Origin of the sequence: Variovorax sp. H27-G14 (assembly GCF_046156345.1) — a bacterium.
In the GTDB taxonomy this organism is placed as follows: Bacteria; Pseudomonadota; Gammaproteobacteria; order Burkholderiales; family Burkholderiaceae_C; genus Variovorax.
The window spans coordinates 80,269-101,264 of record NZ_JAYLVN010000015.1 but is presented as its reverse complement, the minus strand read 5'-3'; the positions used below and the strand labels follow the sequence as shown (position 1 = coordinate 101,264).

The following is a 20,996-nucleotide window of genomic DNA, read 5'->3' as shown; positions in this document are numbered from 1 at the left end:
GCGCGTCAGCCGCCATTCGCGGAAGGGACACAGGCGTCAAGGCAAGCGGTGACGCCGGAGTCGTTGCTGGAGTTGGCGGTGGCGGTGATGCCGAAGGTGGCGGAATGCCCCGACTGCGCCAGCCCCCACTGCGTGAGCGCGATGTCCAGCGCCCGCGCGTGCAGCGGGTGCTGGCCAAGCCAATGCACCAGCCGTTCGGCGTTCTGCAACGTCGGCGCCGCATGCACGCTGGCGAAGAGCGACGCCGCGGCGCGAATGCATTCATCGGGCACATCGAGCACATCGGCGCGAATGGCCAGCTCGCCGCGCGTCATTCGATGCCGCCCGTGGGCGGATGCAGGTCTCTGCGGCGCGAGACGACCAGCGCCGCACCCGCGAGCGCCCAGAGCCGAAGTGCACGCTCTAACGCCTTCGGGTGTGCGTGGCCTTCACGCAGCCAGTGCGTCAGCTTCAGCGCGCTCGTGCGGCAGGGGTTCTCTCTGAGGTCCATGTAGAGACGCCATGCGGTCTCGTCCGCGGACGGCGCCTCCGAATGGTTTTGCGGGGCCACGGCTGCTGCTCCAGGGCTGTAGGGTTCGGTTGGATGGTTGCCGGGCGCGCCGCGCATCTGCACGCGTGACACCGGCCTGTCATGAAAGAGACGAACCAGCACCGCGAATGTTCAGCCGGGCGTTGCCGCCTTCACCGCAGAAGGCGCACCCGCACGCAGGTCCGCCTGCCAGCCGCCACCCAGCGCGCGGTACAGCGCAACCCGCGCCTGCAGGCGCGCCATGCGCAACTGCACCGACAGGTCCTGCGCCACGTAGAGCGTGCGCTGCGCGTCCAGCAAGCTCAGCAGTGTCTCGGCGCCCGCGCGGTAGCGCGACTCCGACAGCACGGCCGCGCGCCGCGCTTCGGCCAGCTCGACGGCCTGTGCGCCGGCCTGTGCGTCGGTGCCCGACACCGCGTTCAGCGCAGTCTGCGCATCGGCAAGCGCCGCGACGATGACACCGCGGTAGGCGGCCAGCAGTTCCTCTCGCCGGGCCTGCGCAAGCTCACGACCGCCGGCCAGCCGGCCACCATCGAAGATCGGCGCGGCCAAGCCCGCGGCCAGGCTGTAGAGCGGGTTGTCGAACAGCCTGCCGAAGCGGCCCTGCCCCGTGCCCACCGACGCGCTCAACGACACGGTGGGCAGCAACGCGGCGCGCGCGGCCAGCACATTGGCGTCGGCAGCGGCCAGCTGCGCCTCGGCGCGGGCGATGTCAGGGCGACGCAGCAGCAGCGCCGACGGCGCGCCGGCATCAATGGACGGCACCTGCAGCAAATCGAGTGCAAGGCCCGGCCCTGCGGCCACCGGCGATGTGGCTCCCAGCAGCACCGCGAGCGCGGCTTGCGCATCGCGTGCCTGCTGCAGCAGCGCCGCAACGCTGCGCTGTTGAGCGGCCACCAGCCCGCGTTGCTGTGCCAGGTCCAGCGGCGACACCGCGCCGGCACGGCTGCGCGATTCGACCAGCGCCAGCACGCGGCGCGCATTGTCGAGATTGCGCTGCGCAATGCCGGCGCGCTCGCGCAGTGCCTGCCCCAGCAGCCACGCCGATGCAACGCTGGCCGTCACGCCCAGCCGCACTGTGTCGCGCTCGAAGGCGCTTGCACGCACGTCTTGCAGCGCCTGGTCGCGCGATGCGGCGTCGCGGCCCCACAGGTCAAGTTCGTAGCGGGCGCTGAAGCCGGCGGCGTAGGTGCTGCCATCGACCGCCGCTTGCCCGCCCAATCGCCCTTCGCGGGCAGCGTCCAGCGTGGCCGTGAGCTGCGGGCGCAATGCCGCACCGGCGATGCGGGCCAGCGCGTCGGCCTGCGCCACGCGCGCCGCGGCGGCGGCCAGATCGTTGCTTTGCGCCTGCGCGAGCGCAACCAGCGCGTCGAGTTCGGTGCTGCCGAAGCTGCGCCACCAATCTGCATCGACCGGGCCCGCCGCGGCTGGTGCAGGCGGTGTAGGCGGTGCGGGCGGTGCGGGCGGTGCGGGCGGTGCGGGCGGTGCGGCTTGCCACGCAGCAGGCAGCGCCACCGCGCGATCTGCGCGGTCGCCCTGCAACGCACAGCCGCTCACCCATGCCGCGCACGACAACACCCAGGCAGTGCGAAATACAAACGGTGTGCGCAACATGGTCACTCCCCCGCCAGCGCCACGACCGGGTCGAGCCGCGCGGCGTTGCGCGCCGGCATGAAGCCGAAGATCACGCCCGTCAGCACCGCGCAGCCGAAGGCGCCGATGCTCGCAGGCAGCGAGAACGTCACCGGCACGCCCGCCAGCAACAGCGCCACCACGATGCCCAGCCCCGCGGCAACGCCGAGCGTCCCACCCACCGAGGTCACGAGCACCGCCTCCGTCATGAACTGACGCTGAATGTCTCGCTGCCGCGCGCCGGTGGCCATGCGGATGCCGATCTCGCGCGTGCGCTCGCGCACCGTCATCAGCATCACGTTCATCACGCCGATGCCGCCCACCACCAGCGACACGATCGCGATCAGCCCCAGCATCATGGTCATGGCACGGGCGGTCTCGGTCTGCACGCGCAACGCCTCGACACGGTTCCATACCAGCACGTTGCGCCCGGCCTGCTGCCGCTCGAGTTGCGCCTCGATGGCGGTGGCCGTTTCCTGAGCCTTGTCGATGTCGCGCACCTGCACCGCAATCCACGTCGGGTTGGCATGACCGTAGACCCGGGTGGCCGCCGAAGACAGCGGCACCACCACCCGGTCGTCCTGGTCCTCGCCGTCCGTGGCGCCCTTGGAGGCCAGCACGCCGACCACCTGGAACGGCACCTTGTCCACCAGAATGTCCTGACCGAGGGGGTTCTGCCCGTCGGCGAACAAGCGTTTGCGCACCGTCTCGCCGATCACGGCCACCTTGGCGACGCGCCGTTCGTCCTCGGCGTCGAACATCACGCCCTGGCTCACGGCCCAGCCGAGCACGCGCGAGAAATCGACAGTGGCGCCCCCGCCCTCCGTGAGATGGTCGACGTTGCCGCGGCGCACCACCACCTTGTCCTCGATGTAGGGCGCGACGCCCTCCACGTTCGCCAGCGTGCCGATGGCCAGCGCGTCCTCCAGCGTGAGCGGCGCGCTCGGGTTGCGCAGGCTGGCGATCTGCGCGGCAACGAACATGGTGCGGGTGCCGAAGGTTTCGAACTGCGCCATCACCTTCTGCTGCGAGCCGCCGCCCACCGCCAGCATCACGATGACCGAGGCGACGCCGATCACGATGCCCAGCAGCGTGAGGCCGGTGCGCAACCTGTTGCTCCACATGACGCGCCAGGCCGCCCTCGTGGCTTCGTGAATGTCGGCGAGCAGCGACGCGCCGCCGGGCGAGGTCGGGTGCCTGAAGGGCGCCGCCGGCGCAGGCGCGGCGCCGGGCGCGGGAGCGGCCATGCCGTCGCTCTCGCCGTGGCCCGCGTCCGCCACGATGCGCCCGTCGCGGATCTCGATGACGCGGCGCGCCTGCGCGGCCACCGTCCGGTCGTGCGTGATGAGGATGATGGTGTGGCCCGCGTCCGCCAGCTCGTGCAGCAGCGCCATCACCTCGGCGCCGCTCTTGCTGTCGAGCGCACCGGTGGGCTCGTCGGCCAGGATGATGCGCCCGCCGTTCATCAGCGCGCGCGCGATGGCCACGCGCTGCTGCTGCCCGCCCGACAGCTGGTGCGGGCGATGGTCGAGCCGCGCGCCCATGTCCAGCCGCTCGAGCAGTGCGGTTGCACGCGCGCGCCGTTCGGCTTCGGGCATGCCGGCGTAGAGCGCGGGAATCTCGGTGTTCTCGCGCGCCGATTCGCTGGGCACAAGGTGGTAGCCCTGAAACACGAAGCCGAAGGCCTCGCGGCGCAGCCAGGCAAGCGCGTCGGCGTCGAAGCTGGCCACGTCCTGCCCGTCGAACAGGTAGCGGCCAGCGCTCGGCCGGTCGAGGCAACCCAGAATGTGCATCAGCGTGGACTTGCCCGAGCCCGAGGCACCGACGATGGCCACGAATTCGCCGGCATGAATGCGCAGCGAGATGCCATGCAACACCGTGGTGGCCGGAGCGCCCGCCAAGGCGTCTTGGCCGCCGTAAGACTTGCCGATGCCCTGCAGTTCGATCAGGGGCCGGGGCGTGTCGCCGCCAGCGCTTGCCGCCGGCGTCATGGCTTCGCCGCCGTGGCGGTGACGATGCGCTCCCCCGGCTGCATGCCGTCCAGCACCTGGGCGGAAAGCCGGTTGCGCACGCCAACGCGCAGCTGCCGCGGCTCGACCTTGCCGTCGGGGCGCAACACGCGCGCGATGAAGCGATCGCCGCTGCCGGCCACCGGCACCAGCGCGGCAAGCGGCACCAAGAGCACGTCCTTCTCGGCGTATTCGACAAAGGCGACCTTGGCCGTCATCTGCGGCATCAGTTCGCCGTCGGCGTTGTCGACGTCGAACAGCGCCGTGTAGACCACCACCTTGCTCGCCGCGCCGGAGGCCTTGGCGCCGCCGTCGCCGTTCGACTTGTTCTCGGGCACCGGCGGCGCGGGCAGAAGTTGCCGCACGCGGCCCTGCCAGCGGCGCTGGCTTTCGCCGAGCGTGGTGAAGTAGACCGGCATGCCGGTCTTGATGCGCCGCACGTCAGCCTCCGACACCTCGGACCACACCGTCATCGACGACAGGTCGGCGATGCGCAGCACGTTGGGCGTCTGGTAGGTGGCGTTGAGCGTCTGGCCTTCCCGGGCCTCCACCGACACGACGGTGCCGGCCATCGGCGCGTAGATGCGCGTGTAGCCGAGGCGGGCCACGTCGGCCTTCAGCGTCGCCTGGGTCTGCACCACCTGTGCCTCGAACTGGCGCACGCGCGCAGCGGCCGATGTCAGCGTGGCCTGCGCGCCCTGCACGTCCTCGTCGCGCGTGGCGCCGTCGGCCGCCATCTGGCGCTGCCTTTGGTGCTGCTGCTGCGCCAGCAGGTGCTGGGCCCGCTGGTCGTCGCGCTGTGCGCGCAGCCCCGCGAGCGACGCACGGCCCGCGTCCACCGTGGCCTGCTGCACGCTGGGGTCGATCTCCACCAGCAGTTGCCCGCGTTCGACGACGTCGCCCGGCTGCACGTGCAACCGCAGGATCTGCCCCGAGACCTGTGCGCCCACGTCCACGTAGTGCCGCGGCTGCAGCACGCCGAGCGCCGTGACGCTGGATTCGATGGTGCCTCGCACGACCGCCACGGACGCCACATCCGCGGCCTCGCCGCGCCCCCACAGCAGCCCCGCGCCGGCCGCCGCGCACAAGAAAACCAACAGCCACGCAACCGCACGTCGCCGCCAGGCGCCCTGACGCGCATCGCGTGCATCGTGCATATCACTCACGCCACCCACCCGCTACGCCGCCAGACGCTGCGCGCGCGCACGTGGGCGGGGCTGGAAACCCGCGAGCGGCAGCATCCTGGCGTGACCGCCCGATCCGCTGTCGCTCGACGACTCGAAGGCGCCAGCCTGCCGACACGCCGCGCAGGCGCCGTGGATCTGCACGTCGAAGGTGCCCCTGGGCGGCAGGCCCTGGTTCCGCGCCACGCGGGTCAGCGCCTCGTGGAGTTCGCGGTCGTGCACCTCGGTGGCGGCGCCGCAACCGCTGCAGCGCATGCGCACACTCGCGGCATTGGCGTGCGCGTCGGGTGCTGCGTAGCGGAACACCGCCAGCGCGCCGCCCCGGCTGCGCACCCATTCGCGCTCGATGAGCCCCGCATGCTCGAACTCCTTGAGGATGCGGTAGACCGTGGTCAGGCTGGCCGAGGTGCCACGCAGCAGCATGCGGCGGAACACCTCTTCGCCGCGCTGCCACTCGGTGCCGGCGTCCGCCAGCGTCTGCAGCACGCACAGCCGCACGACCGACGGCCGGATGCATGCGGCCCGCAGTTGCGTCAAGAACGCCGGGCGTTGCGCGTCGTGGGGTTCCAGGCCGTCGTTCATGCAGCAAGGCTCTCGAGGTGGGCGCGCGGCGTGTCGTGCGCGATGCGTCCGGCATGCATGGTGATCACGCGGTCGGCCAAGTGGAAGTAGCGGTCGTCGTGCGAAATCACGACCAGCAGGTGGCCCTTGGCACGAAGCTCCGGCAGCAACTCGGTATAGAACAGGTGGCGAAAGGTCGGGTCCTGGTCGGCGGCCCATTCGTCGAACACCAGCACCGGGCGCCCTTCCAGGTAGGCATGCACCAGCGCCAGCCGCTTGCGCTGCCCGGTCGACAGGTCGGTGGTGGTGAAGGCGCCGTCCTTCAGGCTCACCTTGTGGGCGATCTCCAGGCGCTCCAGGTAGGGCAACGCGCGCTGCGGCAGCACCTGCATGCTGGCCTCGCCATGTGCTTCGCCCTCGCCGGCGGCCAGGTCCTCGAACAGATAGAAATCGGAGAACACCGTGGTGAAGAGCTGGCGGTAGTCGTCGCGACGCTCGGGGCCGATCGCGGTGCCGTCGATTGCCACCTCGCCCTCGTGCGGCGCGTACAGGCCGAGCAGCAGCTTGATCAGCGTGGTCTTGCCCGAGCCGTTGTCTCCCACCACGAACACCATTTCTCCACGGCGCAGCCGCAGGTCGATGGGCCCCAGTGCAAAGGCTTCGCCGCCCTCTGGCGCGTCGAAGACGTAGCGCACGCCGCGCAGCGCAATCTCCCCCTCGAGCTTCAGCGCATCGCCGACGCGCCCCACGTGCAGGTGCGGCTCCGGCGTGGCGAAGCGCGCCGACAGATCGGCAATCCGCCGGAACGCGACACGGGCGCGCCCCACGGCGGGCAGCGCGCCGGCAATCTGGTCCATAGGCCCCTTGAGGTACAGCAGCACCAGCACGAAGCCACTGAGCACCGCCGGCTCGGTGGGGCGGAACGCGGCCCAGCCCAGAATCAGCGCGATCAGCAGGAAGAACAGGCCCGAGCCAAACGCGGCGGCCACGACGAAGGTGTTGATCGCCCGCCCGTTGACGGTACGGATGTTGTCGACGATGCGTTCGATCTGCCCGCCGAACATGCGCTGGCGGCGCACGCGGTGCATGCGCAGTTCCTTCGCGCCCTCGCTGATCGCGCGGTAGGCCTTGTGCAGCTGGTCTTCGTGTTCGCGGGCCTTCCAGAAGCCGTTCACGCCGCGGATCTGCGCCACGGTCTGCACCGAGGCGCCGATCACCAGCGCCACCATCAGCACGCCAAACAGCGGCAGCGACAGGCTGGCCAGATAGGCCAGGCAGCCGAGCGCGGTAACGCAGGCAATCAGCGTGGCCGAGAGCGCGAACGCCACGTCGCTGATCATGTCCACGTCCTGCGACAGCACCGGCATGAGCCGGTGGGTGCGGTAGCGCTCCAATGCATCGATGGGCGCCGACAGAATCTTTTGCGCCAGGCTTTTGCGTACCTGCGCAACCACCCGCTGGCCGACGAAGTTGGTCGAGACGTCCGACACCATGCGTCCGAACAGCGCCGCGGCGCACAGCCCGATGAAGGTCAGCAGCAGACCTCCCGAGAGGCCGCCCTGCCCGTTGAGCACCCGGTTGATGGTGCCCAGCAAGGCGACCGTGGCCGCGCCCGCGCCGATGCCCGTGACTGCCGACAGCAGGATCCACGGCAGGAACGGCTTGAGCAGGCGTGTGAACTCGCCACGGGGGGCGGGGGCAGTGGTCATGCAAGAACTCTTTCCGCCCGCAGGCGACTGTGGTCGGTGGCAGGGCAACCCCTGCCACCGACGCGAACGAAGGGCGACCGGGCCGCCTGTACTCCTCTAGACGGGCGGCCCGCAGAAATGTTCACGCTGGGGTTCACACCGTGGATCGCGCCGTGCGCCATGAACACCGGGGCGGTCCATCCGTCCTAGCTGTATGCACCCTGCAAAACACCGCACCACGACCGCGCCATGATCGCGCTGCTGGAACCGCTGTTCCGGGGTGATCTGGCGCCACACGGCGAGGCGCTGCAATGCGCGCCGCACCCACCCGCGGGCGCGCTGCGCGTGGCCGACCTGGTGCGCTCGCCCGACCTGCTGGGCCGTGTGCTGCGCCAGCATGCGGCGCACCTGGGCGTAGCGGGCGCCGACTTGCGCGCGGTGGCGTCGGCCTGGAGCCTGCGCTACCTCGGCACGCTGCTGCCACCCACCGCAGCCGCCGCCAGCGTGCTGCAGCACGTGTTCCCGATGGCCGCCGATCAGGTCTGGGTGCGGCTCGACGCGCACGCCCACCCGTTGAGCTTTCACATCCGCGAGCTGGGCCGGCCGCAGCGGGGCGCAAGCACCCAGGCACGCTATTCGGCGCTGCTGCGCGAGCACCTGGAGCCGCTCTTCTCGGCGCTGCGACACCTGACGGGCATCGCCACCAAGATCCTGTGGGGCAATGCCGCGCGCAACCTGGAGCCGGTGCTGGACCAGGCCCTGGCGCTGACCGGTGGAGCGGCGCCCATCGCGAACGACCGCCAGCAACTGCTGCACAACCCGGCGTGGGGGGCCGGCAGTCCTTCGTCCAATGAAGCCAATGGAGCCGATGCAGCCGATGCAGCCGATGCATTTGAAGCAGTCGAAATGGTTTGGGCCAACCCCCTGCCCGGCCCGCAGCGCGAGATTCGCGTGCGCTTCCAGGGCCGAGACCAGGCCGTGAAGCTGCATCGCCAGTGCTGCCTGCTTCACCTCCTGCCCGGCGAGGGCTACTGCGGCGTCTGCCCGCTGTCGCCAAAGCACCGCTGAACGCAGCACTGCGCCTTCTCGTTTTTTCTTCCAACCACCCACCGAGCCCAGCTCCCCATCTCCATGCCCAAGGCAAAACTCGTCTACATCATGTCCCTGAGGAATGCGGCGGCCGACAAGGCCGGCCAGCACATCGACTACAGGGGCCAGCAGCGCTACATGAAGTCCCCGCTGGAGTCGCTGGCGCAAGCCCTGGACAGCACGCCGCTGGGCGACGCCTACGCGCTCGAGGCGGTGCTGTTCGACGACGACGAAGGCTCCCCGCGCGACCGCAAGGCCCTGCAGGACTACGGGTTCGGCTTTGCGCCGTCGCGCCAGTGCATCTTTCCCGGCGAGCTCCAGGCGCAGGGCCGCCGCGTCAACGACATCTTTCACAACGTGCCGTCGACCTACCGCCGGCTGCCGCTGGAGGCCACCGCCGAACGCGCCGCCGGCAAAAAGGAGTTCGAGCAGCGCCTGCTCGATCGCCTGCACGCACTGCGCGCCGACATCGTCGTGCTCGACGGGCTGCTGGTGATCCTCGATCAGTTGGCGCGGCCGCAAAGCCCGTTCTTTCGCAGGATCGTGAACATCCACCCGGGCATCACGCGGCTGGGGTCGCCCTTCGAGCGCCGCGGCGCCTGGGCCACGCTGGATGCGCTGCACGGCGCGCGGGGCCAGCGGGTGGTCGACTGGCACACGCGCGAAACGGTCTCGGTCGAGCCGGTGCGCAAGACCGGCGCGTCATTGCACTATGTGGACACCGGCATCGACTCCGGCGAAGTCATCTTCGACGTGCTGGGCACAGACATCGATCCCGAGGACACCATCCTCGAGCTGCGCTGGAACAATTTCAATCGCAGCCTGTTCCCGGCGCTTCATCAGGGCCTGGCCCTGCTGGCCGAGACCGTGGACGCGTGAACATCCGGCGCCGCCGAGCGTCTTCTTACACACGGCCCAGGGCAGGCCGCCGCACACGGCGCGCCGCCCCCATCACAGGAGTTGATTTTCATGCCACACGTCCATGATCTGGTCGGGATCGGGTTCGGCCCGTCCAACATCGCCCTGGCCATCGCACTCGAGGAAAAGCGCCATGCCAGCCGGCCGCTCGACGCGCTGTTCATCGAGAAGCAGCTGAGCTTCGCCTGGCATCCGCACATGCTGCTGGACCATGCGCACATGCAGATCTCCTTTCTGAAGGACCTGGCCACGCTGCGCAACCCGACCAGCCGCTTCACCTTCGTCAACTACCTGCACCAAAAAGGCCGGCTGACCGCCTTCGCCAACCTGAAGAGCTTCTTTCCCAGCCGCCACGAATTCAACGACTACCTCTCCTGGGCGGCCGAGCAGTTCGAAGATGCCTGCGCCTATGGCGAGGAAGTGGTCGAGGTGCTGCCGCACGATGCGGGCGGCGAGGTGACGCTGCTGCGCGTGCGCTCGCGCAACCACGCGGGCAAGCTCATCGAACGCCTGACGCGCAACCTCGTGGTCGGCATTGGCGGCACGGCCAATATTCCCGATGGCTTTCGCACGCTGCGCAACGACCCGCGCGTGTTCCATTCGAGCAGCTACCTGCAGAACATGGCGAAGCACGCCGAGGCCCGGCGCGTTGCCGTGGTGGGCGCGGGGCAGAGCGCGGCCGAGATCTTCATGGACCTGCAGGGCCGCCCCGGCGCGCCGCAGGTCGACCTGATCACGCGCGCACGCTCGATCCGACCGGCAGACGACAGCCCCTTCGTCAACGAGATCTTCAACGCCGAGTTCACCGACTACACCTTCAGCCGCTCCGAGGCGGAGCGCGCCGCGCTGCTCGACGAGTTCTGGCACACCAACTACGCGGTGGCCGACCTGGAGCTGATCCAGCAGATCTACAAGGCCTTCTACCAACAGCGCGTGACCGGCGGCAACCGACTGCGCTTTCTGCGCCAGCATGACATCCGCAACGTCGTGGCCGACGCCCAGGGGGTGCACCTCACGCTGTGGGACCAGAACGTCCAGCGCGAGCACACAGTGCGCTACGACGCCGTGGTGCTCGCCACCGGCTACGCGCGGGATCAGCACAAGGCCCTGCTCGCGCCGCTGGCGGGCTACCTGGGCGACTACACGGTCGACCGCCAGTACCGCCTGCAGGCCACGCCGGACTTTCATCCGGCCATCTACCTGCAGGGCGCCTGCGAGGATTCGCACGGCCTGAGCGACACCCTGTTGTCGGTCACCTCGGTCAGAACCGGCGAAATCGGCAGTGCACTGCTGGCCACAGCGGCCGGTGCCGCGCCGCACCCGCGGCGGGAGGCAGAGGCCATCCAGACCTGAAATTTCGCGGCGCGTGCGCGCTGACAAAAAAATTGCGACGGGAGGTGTCTCTGTTTTATGAGTTCGAACGTCTTACTCATAGATGCGCCAAAGCCCCGAAGTCGGGCCGGTGGCCGCACCCGAATGTGAATGCGTCGAAATTCAAAAAACTGGAGTTGCCCTTTTATGCGTCCCCTGCCTCGTCAACATCTGCTGAGTGCCGCGCTTGCCGCGGCGTTCGGTTCGGTTCTCACCCTCTGCGCCCCCGTGGCTTTCGCACAGGCTTCCGGCCAGGCCGTGGCGCAGGTGTTCGACGTGAAGGTGCCGTCGCAGGCCCTTGGTGCCGCGCTCAACGAGTTCTCGCGCCAGACCGGCGTGCAGGTGTTCGCCGCCGGCGATGTGGTCGCCGGCACCAGTTCGCGCGCCGTGCAAGGCAAGCTGACGCTCGACCAGGCTCTGCGCCAGATGCTCGCGGGCACCACGCTGGAAGCCACGCGCACCGGCAACGGCGGCTTCGCGGTTCGCCGCGCCGCGGACATTCCCGGCTCGCAAAGCACCCTGCCCGCGGTGCAGGTGGTGGCCAACGCCGACGAATCGCCCACCGGCCCTGTGACCGGCTATGTCGCCCGCCGCAGCGTCACCGCCACCAAGACCGACACGCCCGTGCTCGAAGTGCCACAGTCGATCTCCATCATCGGGCGCGATGAAATGGAAGCGCGCGGCGCCCAGGACATCATGGACGCGATCCGCTACACGCCCGGCGTGACCACCAGCATGTACGGCCCCGACAACCGCGGCTGGGAAGACATCCTGCTGCGCGGCTTCAACACCTACAACAGCAGCTACCGCGACGGCCTCGCGCAGACGCCGTTCAGCGTCAACTACTACATCACCGAGCCCTACGCGCTCGAACGCGTCGAAGTGCTGCGCGGCCCGTCGTCGATGGTGTTCGGACGCGGCGACGCCGGCGGCATCATCAACCGCGTGAGCAAGCAGCCCACCGGGGAGCCGATCCGCGAGATCGAGGTGCAGTACGGCAGCTTCCAGCGCAAGCAACTGGCCTTCGACCTTGGCGACCGCATCGGCAACACCGACCTGAGCTACCGGCTGGTGGGCGTTTCGCTCGACAGCAACGACCAGGACCGCTATTCCGACGGCCAGAAGCTCAACCGCACGCGCGCGTATCTGGCGCCATCGGTGCGCTGGCAACCCAACGCCGACACCTCCCTCACCGTGTTCGGCGAATTCCTCAAGAACCGCTCGGGCGAAGACCCGTACTACATCAACGCCAACGGCCGCTTCACCAACGTGAAGATGGGCGACCCGAGCTTCAGCGGCATCAAGCAGGAACAGGCCTCGCTGGGCTACCGCTTCGAGACCAAGCTCGCCCCGGAGTGGACGCTGCGCCAGAGCTTTCGCTACACCACCATCGCGCTCGACCGGCGCGTGGTCTGGGCCGACTCGGTCGCCGAGGACGAGCGCACCATCTACCGCATCGCGCGCACCTGGAACGACCCGCTCAAGCAAAGCGTGCTCGACACCAACGTGCAGGGCAAGGTGCGCGCGGGCATCACGGAACACACGCTGCTGTTCGGCGTCGACTGGAACGAGCTAAAGGGCAAGTCGCGCCAGTTCCGCGGCGCCGCGCCCGACCTGGATCTGTACGCGCCGGTCTACAACCAGCTGGTGACCCCGCCCACCGAGGCGACGCAGAACTACCGGCAAACGACGCGCCAGATCGGCATCTATGCGCAGGACCAGATCAAGATCGACGACAAGTGGGTCGTCACGCTGGGCGGGCGCCAGGACCGCGTGACCTCGATCACCAACGACACCCTGAACACCAGCTACACCAAGAACCGGGACGACGCCTTCAGCGGACGCGCCGGCCTGACCTACCTGGTGGGCAACGGCTGGGCTCCCTACCTGAGCTACACCGAATCCTTCCTGCCCAACAGCGGCCTGGACGGCAACAACGAACCCTTCAAGCCCAGCCGCGGCAAGCAGGTGGAAGTGGGCCTGAAGTACCAGCCCGAAGGCACGCGCACCTCGTTCACCGCGGCGGTGTTCGACCTGCGCAAGACCAACGTGGTGACGTACGACCCGGTCACTTTCGAAGGCCGCCAGATCGGCAAGCAGCGCTCGCGCGGCCTGGAACTGGAGGCCAAGGGCGAACTCGCCCCCGGCCTGAACATTGCGGCCTCCTACACCTGGCTGGACATGAAGGTGCTCAACAGCGCCGACCCGGACGAACTCGGCAAGATCCCGCCGCTGGTGCCCAAGCAGTCCGCCTCGGTCTGGCTGGACTACACCCTGGGCAACGGCCTGGGCTTCGGCGGCGGCGTGCGCTATGTCGGCAAGCGCCAGAACGACGAGCACAACACCTCCTACGAACGCGGCGTGACCGTCGCGGACGCGGCCGTGCACTACGAAACAGGCCCGTGGCGCCTCGCACTCAACGTCACCAACCTGTTCAACAAGAAGTACTTCTCCATCTGCTATCACGGCGAGTGCTACCGCGGCAACGAACGCGCGGTGACCATGACGGCACGCTACAAGTTCTGATCCCGCGCGGCGCCAGGCGCGCCGCCTCCTCATCGCTGTCACACGACCCCTCGGCCCCCGCCGCCTTTTTGCGCCGGGGGCCGAATCGTTTGCCGGCCCGTTTTCAGCCTGCCGCGAGTGCCTCGCGCACCGCATCGAACAGCCCGGCGTCGCGCACGATTCCCTGGTGGTTCGTATCGACGTCCGCGCCCACGCGTGCACGTCCGTGCAGTTCGTGCAGCAGTTGCACGCGGTCTTGCGCGGTGCGCCCCTTGCTCCACCAGACGTGCGCCTCCGCCTGCAGCACCGGCAGCGCGGGCATTGCCGCGGTGGCCGCATTGAAACGGCGCGACATCGCGATGCGCTCGCCGACGTCGACCTCGCCCATGTCGATGCCGAGCGTCGTCAAAATCTCGCCCACGGCCTGGTCGACCACTGCGTCCGAAGCGTTGCGGATCGACTCGAGGCGATCGAGCAACGCATCGACCCGTGCCTTGCCCGCGCTCTCGTAGGCCAGGTCGGCAACAAACTGCCGCAGCTCTTCGTACCAATCACCCGCGTCGAAACTCTCGTCCATCACGAAGCTGTCCACCAGGCCCACGAAGCGCACCGCAACGCCTTGGCGCTCGAGCACATGCGCCACGTGCACAGCCATGACCGTGCCCAGCGACCAGCCGAGCAGCGCCACCGGGCCGGCGGGATGCGCAGCGCGAATGCGTTCGGCATAGCGCTCGGCCATCTGCTCGACCGACTCGGGCAAGGGCAGGCCGCTGTAGCTCACGCCGTAGACCGCGCGGCTGCCGTCGAGGTGGCGCGCGAGCGGCTGGTAGTCGAACGCGTTGCGCAGGCCGGGCGCAATGCAGAACAAGGGCACGGCGCCGGGCGGCGGGACGGCCTCGTTCAGGCGTTCGACCGCCTCGCGCGTACGCCCGGTGTCACTCGAAGCCGTGAGCCGCGCCAGCGTCGGCTTCTGCAGCAGATCCTGCAACGAAAACTTCATCCGCGGATCCTGCATCCGCTGGATCCGCGCGAGCAGCTTGAGCGCCACCAGCGAATCGCCGCCGAGCTCGAAGAAGTTGTCGTGGCGACCGACCCGCGGCACGTCCAGCACCTCGGCCCAGACGGCCGCCAGCGCTTCCTCGCGCGCGCCGCGCGGCGCCTCCCAGGCCGTGTCGATCGCAAAGGCCGGCGCGGGCAGCGCCTTGCGCTCCACCTTGCCGTTCGGGTTCAGGGGCAGCGCTTCGAGCACCACCATCGCCGAAGGCACCATGTACTCGGGCAACGCCTCGCCCAGCCGCGCACGCAGCGCCGTTGGCGCAAGCGACTGGCCCGGTTGCAGCGAGACATAGCCCACCAGCCGCGCCCCCGCTGGGCCCTCGTCGGCCACCACCACGGCCTCGCGCACCTCGGGCTGCGCCAGCAGCAGCGCCTCGACCTCGCCCAGTTCGATGCGAAACCCGCGGATCTTCACCTGGTGGTCGATGCGCCCCAGAAACTCGAGTTGGCCGTCGTGGTTCCAGCGCACCAGGTCGCCCGTGCGATAGAGCCGCCCGCCCCGGTCGTCGAACGGGTCCGCAACGAAGCGCTCGGCGCTCAGCCCGCCGCGCCCCAGGTAGCCGCGCGCCAGTCCGTTGCCGCCAAGGTACAACTCGCCGACCGCGCCCCGCGGCACCCGCTCCATGTCGGGGCCGAGCACCACCGCATGGCGCTCGCCCACCACGCGCCCGATCGGCGCGTAGTTCCACTCGCCCCGCTCCTGGGCATATGCGCTCCACACGCAGGGCGTGACCACGCATTCGGTCGGCCCGTAGGCATTGAACAGGCGCTGCGGCGCAAAGGCCTCGGCGGTGGCGCAAAAATCGTGGTTCGCCCAGGCTTCGCCGCCGGCAATGCACATCCTCACGCCGACCAGCCCGCCGGACCGGCCTTCGGCCAATGCCGCCTGCGCCAGATGGCGCATGTAGGCCGGCGCGAAATACAGCACGTTCACCTGGGTGCGGCGCGCCAGCGCGAGCAGATCGCCCGGCGACGGCTTGCCGGGCGGCGGCAGCACGATCGACGCGCCCACGCTCAGCGGCAGCAACCACTGCTCGCCGGCCGCGTCGAAGTTGATCGACGCGAACTGCAGCAGCCGGTCGGTGCGCGCCAGGCCGTACACGCCGGCGACGGCCTGCATGTGCATCGCAAGCGGCCAGTGCGCCACGGCCACGCCCTTGGCGCGCCCCGTGGACCCCGAGGTGTAGATCACGTACGCCACGTTCTGCGCGTGCAGGCGCACGGCAGGGCCATGCCCGGGCTCGGCCCGGGTGTCCAGGCGGTCGACCGCGAGCGACACGATGCCCGGCCCCTGCGGCACGCGCGCCTGCACCACGCTGTGCGTCAGCACGACGGCGATGCCGCTGTCCTGCACCATGTGGGCCAGCCTGTCGGGCGGGTAGTCGGGGTCGAGCGGCACATACGCACCGCCCGCTTTCAGGATGGCCAGCAGGCCGATGAACATGTCGGCGCCGCGCGGCATCGCAATGCCCACCCTCACCTCCGGCCCGATGCCGCGCCGCACCAGCGCATGCGCCAGGCGGTTGGCCTGCACGTCGAGTTCGCGGTAGCTCAGCAGACGCTCGCCGTCGATCAGCGCCACGGCGTCCGGGTGCTGCGCCGCCTGCAGTTCGAAGCGTCGATGGGCCAGCGCCGGGCCTTGCATGTCCTGGTCCTCCCTCTGCGAAGACTGCGCGGACTGCGCGTGTTGCGCGTGTTGCGCGTGTTGCGCGGGCTGCATGTCCGGCATGTCCAGCGCGTCGAACAGCTCGATGTCCCCCACGCGAAGGTTCGGCGCATCGGCCAGCGACTGCAGCAGTAACTGGTAGTGCGCCGCCATGCGCTGCATGGTGGACGGCTCGAACAGCTCGCGGGCGTAGGTCAGCGTCACGTTGACGCCGCCGCGCTCGTCTTCCAGCAGTTCGAGCGTCAGCTCGAACTGCACGGTGCGCTCGGCCAGCGCCTGGTCGTGCAGCGTGAGGCCGGGTAAGTCGGCCAGTGCCTGCATGCGGCTGCGCTGGTGGTTCACCATCACCTGGAACAGCGGCGTGCGGCTGGCATCCCGCTCGGGCTGCAGCGCGTCCACCAGTTGCTCGAAAGGCAGGTCCTGGTGCATCTGGGCGCCCAGCGCCGTCTCGCGCGTCTGCAGAAACACCTCCTGCAATGTCTGGCGGGCGTCGATGCGCCCGCGCAGCACCTGCGTGTTCACGAAGAAGCCCACCATGCCTTCGGTGCCCGGGCGGTGGCGGTTGGCCACCGGCAGGCCGACGCGGATGTCGGGCTGGCCCGTGTACCGGTGCAGCAGCACCTGGAAACAGGCCAGCAAGGCCATGAAGCGCGTGCCGCCCTGGGCATGCGCCTGGCGTTGCAGGCGCTGTGCCAGCGCGGTCGGCAAAGTGAAGCCGTGGTGCGCGCCCACGTAGTGCGCACGCGCCGGCCGGGGGTGGTCGGTGGGCAGGCGCAGCACCGGTTGCTCGCCCCCCAGTTCATGCTGCCAATAGGCCAGCTGCCGCGCGCTCTCGCCGGCCTGGAGCCAGTCGCGCTGCCACACGGCGTAGTCGGCGTACTGCACGGCCAGAGGCGGCAGCGGGTTCGCCCGCCCCTGGACACCGGCGCGGTAGAGCGCCACGAATTCGTCCACGATGACCTGCACCGACCAGCCGTCGGACACGATGTGGTGCATCACCAGCACCAGCACATGCGAACGCGGCGCGAGCCGGATCAGCTCGACGCGCAGCAACGGGCCGCTGGCGAGATCGAACGGTGTCTTGTGGGCCCGCCGCACCAGCGCGCGCGTCTCGTCCTCGCGCGCAGCGGGGGCCAAGGCGCCCAGGTCGGCGAGCGGCACCTCGAAGGCGGCCGACGGCAGCACCACCTGGTCGGCCAGGCCGTCTTCGCGCGCACGGAACACCGTGCGCAGCGACTCGTGGCGCTGCACCAGGCAGCGAAAGCTTTCGCGCAGCACCTCGACGGCCAGCTCACCCTCCAGCCTCAGGCCGCCGGCCACGTGATAGACGGTGCTGGACGGGTCCAGCTGCCACAGGAACCACTGGCGCGCCTGGGCGTGCGAGAGCGCCAGTGCGCCCAGCCGCAAGTGGGGTGGAATCGGCGTGATCGGCGCAATCTCAGCCATGAGCGGCAGCGCCGCGGACGAAGGGGACAGTGCGTCGCCCGTTTCACCGCCGTCGCCTGGCGCTTTCTCGCCCACCGCCACAGCCGCCAGCGCAGCCACCGTCTGCCGCTCGAGCAGTTGCCTCGGCGTGACCACGCGGCCCGCCGTGCGCAGCCTCGCGACGATCTGCAGGCTCAGGATCGAGTCGCCGCCCAGCTCGAAGAAGTTGTCGTTGCGGCCCACGCGCGCCACGCCGAGCACCTGCGCCCACACCTGCGCCAGCAACGCCTCCGCTTCGCCCTGCGGCGGCTCATAGGCACTGCCTGCGGTGAACTCCGGCGAGGGCAAGGCCTTGCGGTCCAGCTTGCCGTTGGGGTTCAGCGGCAGCGCCTGCAGCACCACCAGCGCCGCGGGCACCATGTGCTCGGGCAAGGCTGCCGCGAGCCGCGCGCGCAGCGCGGCCGGCTCCATTGCGCACCCGGTCTGCAGCGAGACATAGCCGACGAGCCGCGCACCCGCGGGCCCCTCGCCGGCCACGACCACCGCTTCGCGCACTTCGGGTTGCCGCAGCAACTGCGCCTCGACCTCGCCCAGCTCGATGCGAAAGCCCCGCACCTTCACCTGGTGGTCGATGCGGCCGAGGTACTCCAGCTGTCCGTCGTTGTTCCAGCGAACCAGGTCGCCGGTGCGGTAGAGGCGTGCGCCTTCGCCACCGAACGGATCCGCCACGAACTTCTCGGCGCTCAGGCCCGGGCGTCCCAGGTAGCCGCGCGCCAGCAGATCGCCGCCGATGCAGAGCTCGCCCGCCGCGCCCTGCCGCACCAGCGACAGGTCGGGGCCCACCACGCGCAGCGCGCGACCGGCCAATGCACGGCCGATGGGCATCTGACGCGGCAGCGACGCCTGCGCATGCAGGTACGGCGTGCAGTCGAGCGTCGAGGCCGTGACGACCGCTTCGGTCGGGCCGTACGCATTGATGACCGCCACATGGCCCAGCCCCGCCTGGCGCCATGCATGCAGCCCCTCGCCCGACATCGCCTCGCCGCCCACATGCACTTGCCGCAGCACGCCGCAGGGCCGCGGGCCGTGGCGCGCGAAGTCTTGTGCCAGCAACAGCCAGTACGGCGTGGTGAGGTCGGCCACGGTGATGCGCCGCGCGAGCAACTCGCGGTAGAAGGTTTCGCTGTCCCACAGCGCCGTGCCGCGCAGCACGATGGCCGCGCCGGCGGCCAGCGGCGCAAAGACCTGCTCGATGAAGCTGTCGAAATTGGGCGTGGCGAACTGCAGCACACGGTCGGCTGGCGTCAATGCGCCGTAGCGAACGGTCTCCTGCACGTGCGCGGCCAGCGCCCCGTGGCCGATGCCGACACCCTTCGCACGGCCGGTGGAACCCGAGGTGTAGATCAGGTAGGCCAGGCTGTCGCCGTGCAGCGCGCGTCGCGGGTCGTGCACGGGCTCGGCGGCAAGGTCCAGCGTGTCGAGCTGCAGCAGCGTGAGCGAGGCCACTGCGGCAAAGCGCGCGGCAATTGGCGACTGCGTGAGCACCAGCGCAACGCCGCTGTCGCCGATCATGTAGGCGAGCCGCTCGGCGGGGTAGTCGGGGTCGAGCGGCACGTAGGCGCCGCCTGCCTTCAGGATCGCGAGGATGCCCACGATCATGTCAGGAGATCGCTCCACCGAAACGCCCACACGCGACTCCGCCGTGACGCCCAGCGCCACGAGCCGATGTGCCAGGCGATTGGCCTCGGCGTTGAGTTGCGCGTAGCTGCGCGTGTGGTCGCCGAAGACCAGCGCCGCGGCTTCCGGCTGCGCCCGCGCATGCTGCTCGAACAGCCGGTGCACCGGCTGTTCGAGCGGCGCACGGTCGGCCTGCCGCGGCGTGTTGACGCCCTGGCTGCGAAGGGCGGCGCGCTCGGCCTCGTCGAACAGGTCGATGTCGGCAAACAGCCGGTCCGGGTCGGCCGTGAGGGTCTCCAGCAAGCACACGTAGCTGTCGGCCAGGCGCCGTGCCGTGGGCTGCGAGAACAGGTCGGTGTTGTATTCGAGCTGGGCATGGGCGCCCTGCGCATCGATCTGGAAGTCCAGCGACAGATCGAACTTCGCGCCGATGTGATCGGCCTCGATCAGCTCGGCGTGCGCATCGCCGAAGCTCAGCGCAACGGCGGCATCCACCATCTGCACGCCGAACATCACCTGGAACAGCGGCGGGCGCGCGGCATCGCGCTGCACTTTGCGGCTGGCCAGCAGCACCTCGAACGGCAGGTCCGCATGCTGCAGCGCGGACAGCGCGTCGGCGCGCACCTGCCGGCAGATCTGCCGCAGGCTCAGCTGCGGGCCAAGGCGCGCCCTGAACACCTGCGTGGTGATGAAGAAGCCCAGCAGGTCGCGCACCTCGTCGCGATGGCGTCCGGCATTGGGCGTGCCGATCGCAAAGTCGGTCTGCCCGCTGTACCAGCCCAGCAGCATCTGCCAGGTGGCCAGCAGGATCATGAAGGGCGTGCACTTCTCGGCGCGGCAGAACTTCTGCAGCGCAACGCTCAGCGGCGTGTCGAGCGCGAAGCCCAGCGTGGCGCCGTTGAAGGTCTGGCGCGGCCCGCGCACGCCGTCCACGGGCAGGTCCAGCGGCGGGACCTCGTCGCCCAGGTGACGGTTCCAGTGCGCGAGCTGGCGCGCCATTTCGTCGCCCTGCACGCGGTCGCGTTGCCACACGGCGTAGTCGGCGTATTGCACCGGCAGCGCGGGCAGATGCACGTCGGCGCCGGTGCGCGAGGCGCGCTCGTAGGCCTCGGCCAGGTCCTTCGCCAGGATCGGGTTCGACCAGGCGTCCGACACGATGTGGTGCAGGCAAACGGCCAGCACATGCTGGCCGGGCCCCAGCGTGACCAGCCGCGCCACCAGCGCGGGCGCCGCGCCCAGGTCGAACACGTGCAGGGCGGTGCGCCGAAGAATCTCGTCGACGCTCGCTTGCCGCGCGTCGTTTGTCAGCGCGCAGAGGTCGATGCGCTCCAGCGAAAAAGCCACCCGCGGCTGCACCACCTGCACCGGCACGCCGTCGCGCTCGAAGAAGCGGGTGCGCAGGATGGCGTGGCGCTCGATCACCGCGCGGAAGGCGCGCTCCAGCGCGGCGGCGTCCACCGCACCGCGCAGCCGGAACATGCGCGGCAGGTTGTAAGCCGTCAGCCCCGGCTCCAGGCTCTGCAGGAACCAGAGCTGCTCCTGCGCGCAGGAAAGGGGCGCTTCCTGACCCTCGGGAACCCGGCGCACGATGGGGTCTTCTTCTTCGTCGTCGTCGAGCCAGGCTGAATCTGCGGGGACGCGCCGTGCTGCGTGGGTGCTGCTGTTCATCGATGTTCCGTGCGGCGG

12 protein-coding genes are annotated in these 20,996 nt (G+C 69.8%); 4 read left to right on the top strand and 8 right to left on the bottom strand.

Features of this window, described 5'->3' with window-relative positions; genetic code table 11:
- Window positions 1-5 precede the first annotated feature (5 nt).
- The 7 genes from VLK31_RS26840 to VLK31_RS26810 are packed head-to-tail and all read right to left on the bottom strand — an operon-like array spanning window position 6 to window position 7,624.
- Window positions 6-314: a hypothetical protein gene (locus VLK31_RS26840; RefSeq protein ID WP_409171521.1), complete on the bottom strand. Its 309-nt coding sequence runs from the start codon at window positions 312-314 to the stop codon at window positions 6-8.
- Entirely contained in the window at window positions 311-652 is a 342-nt protein-coding gene (locus VLK31_RS26835; protein ID WP_409171520.1) for a hypothetical protein, read from the bottom strand. The genes VLK31_RS26840 and VLK31_RS26835 overlap by 4 nt, the downstream gene beginning before the upstream one ends.
- Window positions 653-661: 9 nt before the next feature.
- Window positions 662-2,143: an efflux transporter outer membrane subunit gene (locus VLK31_RS26830; protein WP_409171519.1), complete on the bottom strand. Its 1,482-nt coding sequence runs from the start codon at window positions 2,141-2,143 to the stop codon at window positions 662-664.
- Window positions 2,144-2,145: 2 nt separating this feature from the next.
- Window positions 2,146-4,152 carry an ABC transporter permease gene (locus VLK31_RS26825; protein WP_409171518.1) on the bottom strand — a complete coding sequence of 669 codons (2,007 nt, stop codon included), beginning with the start codon at window positions 4,150-4,152 and terminating at the stop codon, window positions 2,146-2,148.
- Entirely contained in the window at window positions 4,149-5,327 is a 1,179-nt protein-coding gene (locus VLK31_RS26820; protein ID WP_409171581.1) for an efflux RND transporter periplasmic adaptor subunit, read from the bottom strand. Before VLK31_RS26820 ends, VLK31_RS26825 begins: the two co-directional genes overlap by 4 nt.
- 21 nt (window positions 5,328-5,348) lie before the next feature.
- Entirely contained in the window at window positions 5,349-5,936 is a 588-nt protein-coding gene (locus VLK31_RS26815) for a Fur family transcriptional regulator (RefSeq protein WP_409171517.1), read from the bottom strand.
- Complete coding sequence (locus VLK31_RS26810; protein WP_409171516.1) at window positions 5,933-7,624, bottom strand: cyclic peptide export ABC transporter; 1,692 nt, start codon at window positions 7,622-7,624, stop codon at window positions 5,933-5,935. The genes VLK31_RS26815 and VLK31_RS26810 overlap by 4 nt, the downstream gene beginning before the upstream one ends.
- 228 nt (window positions 7,625-7,852) lie before the next feature.
- Here VLK31_RS26810 and fhuF point away from each other — a divergent pair, with 228 nt between their 5' ends.
- From fhuF to VLK31_RS26790, 4 genes are all read left to right on the top strand, one after another.
- Window positions 7,853-8,671 carry a siderophore-iron reductase FhuF gene (gene fhuF, locus VLK31_RS26805; RefSeq protein ID WP_409171515.1) on the top strand — a complete coding sequence of 273 codons (819 nt, stop codon included), beginning with the start codon at window positions 7,853-7,855 and terminating at the stop codon, window positions 8,669-8,671.
- Between the two features lie 63 nt (window positions 8,672-8,734).
- Window positions 8,735-9,571 (top strand): formyltransferase family protein, encoded by an 837-nt coding sequence (locus VLK31_RS26800; RefSeq protein WP_409171514.1) that lies wholly within the window; start codon window positions 8,735-8,737, stop codon window positions 9,569-9,571.
- Window positions 9,572-9,661: 90 nt separating this feature from the next.
- Complete coding sequence (locus tag VLK31_RS26795) at window positions 9,662-10,963, top strand: lysine N(6)-hydroxylase/L-ornithine N(5)-oxygenase family protein (RefSeq protein ID WP_409171513.1); 1,302 nt, start codon at window positions 9,662-9,664, stop codon at window positions 10,961-10,963.
- A 246-nt stretch (window positions 10,964-11,209) separates the two neighbouring features.
- Window positions 11,210-13,507, top strand: coding sequence for a TonB-dependent siderophore receptor (locus VLK31_RS26790; RefSeq protein WP_409171512.1), 2,298 nt, complete (start codon window positions 11,210-11,212; stop codon window positions 13,505-13,507).
- Window positions 13,508-13,610: 103 nt separating this feature from the next.
- Here VLK31_RS26790 and VLK31_RS26785 read toward each other — a convergent pair whose 3' ends face one another.
- On the bottom strand, window positions 13,611-20,978 hold the full coding sequence (locus VLK31_RS26785) for an amino acid adenylation domain-containing protein (RefSeq protein WP_409171511.1): 7,368 nt from the start codon (window positions 20,976-20,978) through the stop codon (window positions 13,611-13,613).
- Between the last annotated feature and the right edge of the window lie 18 nt (window positions 20,979-20,996).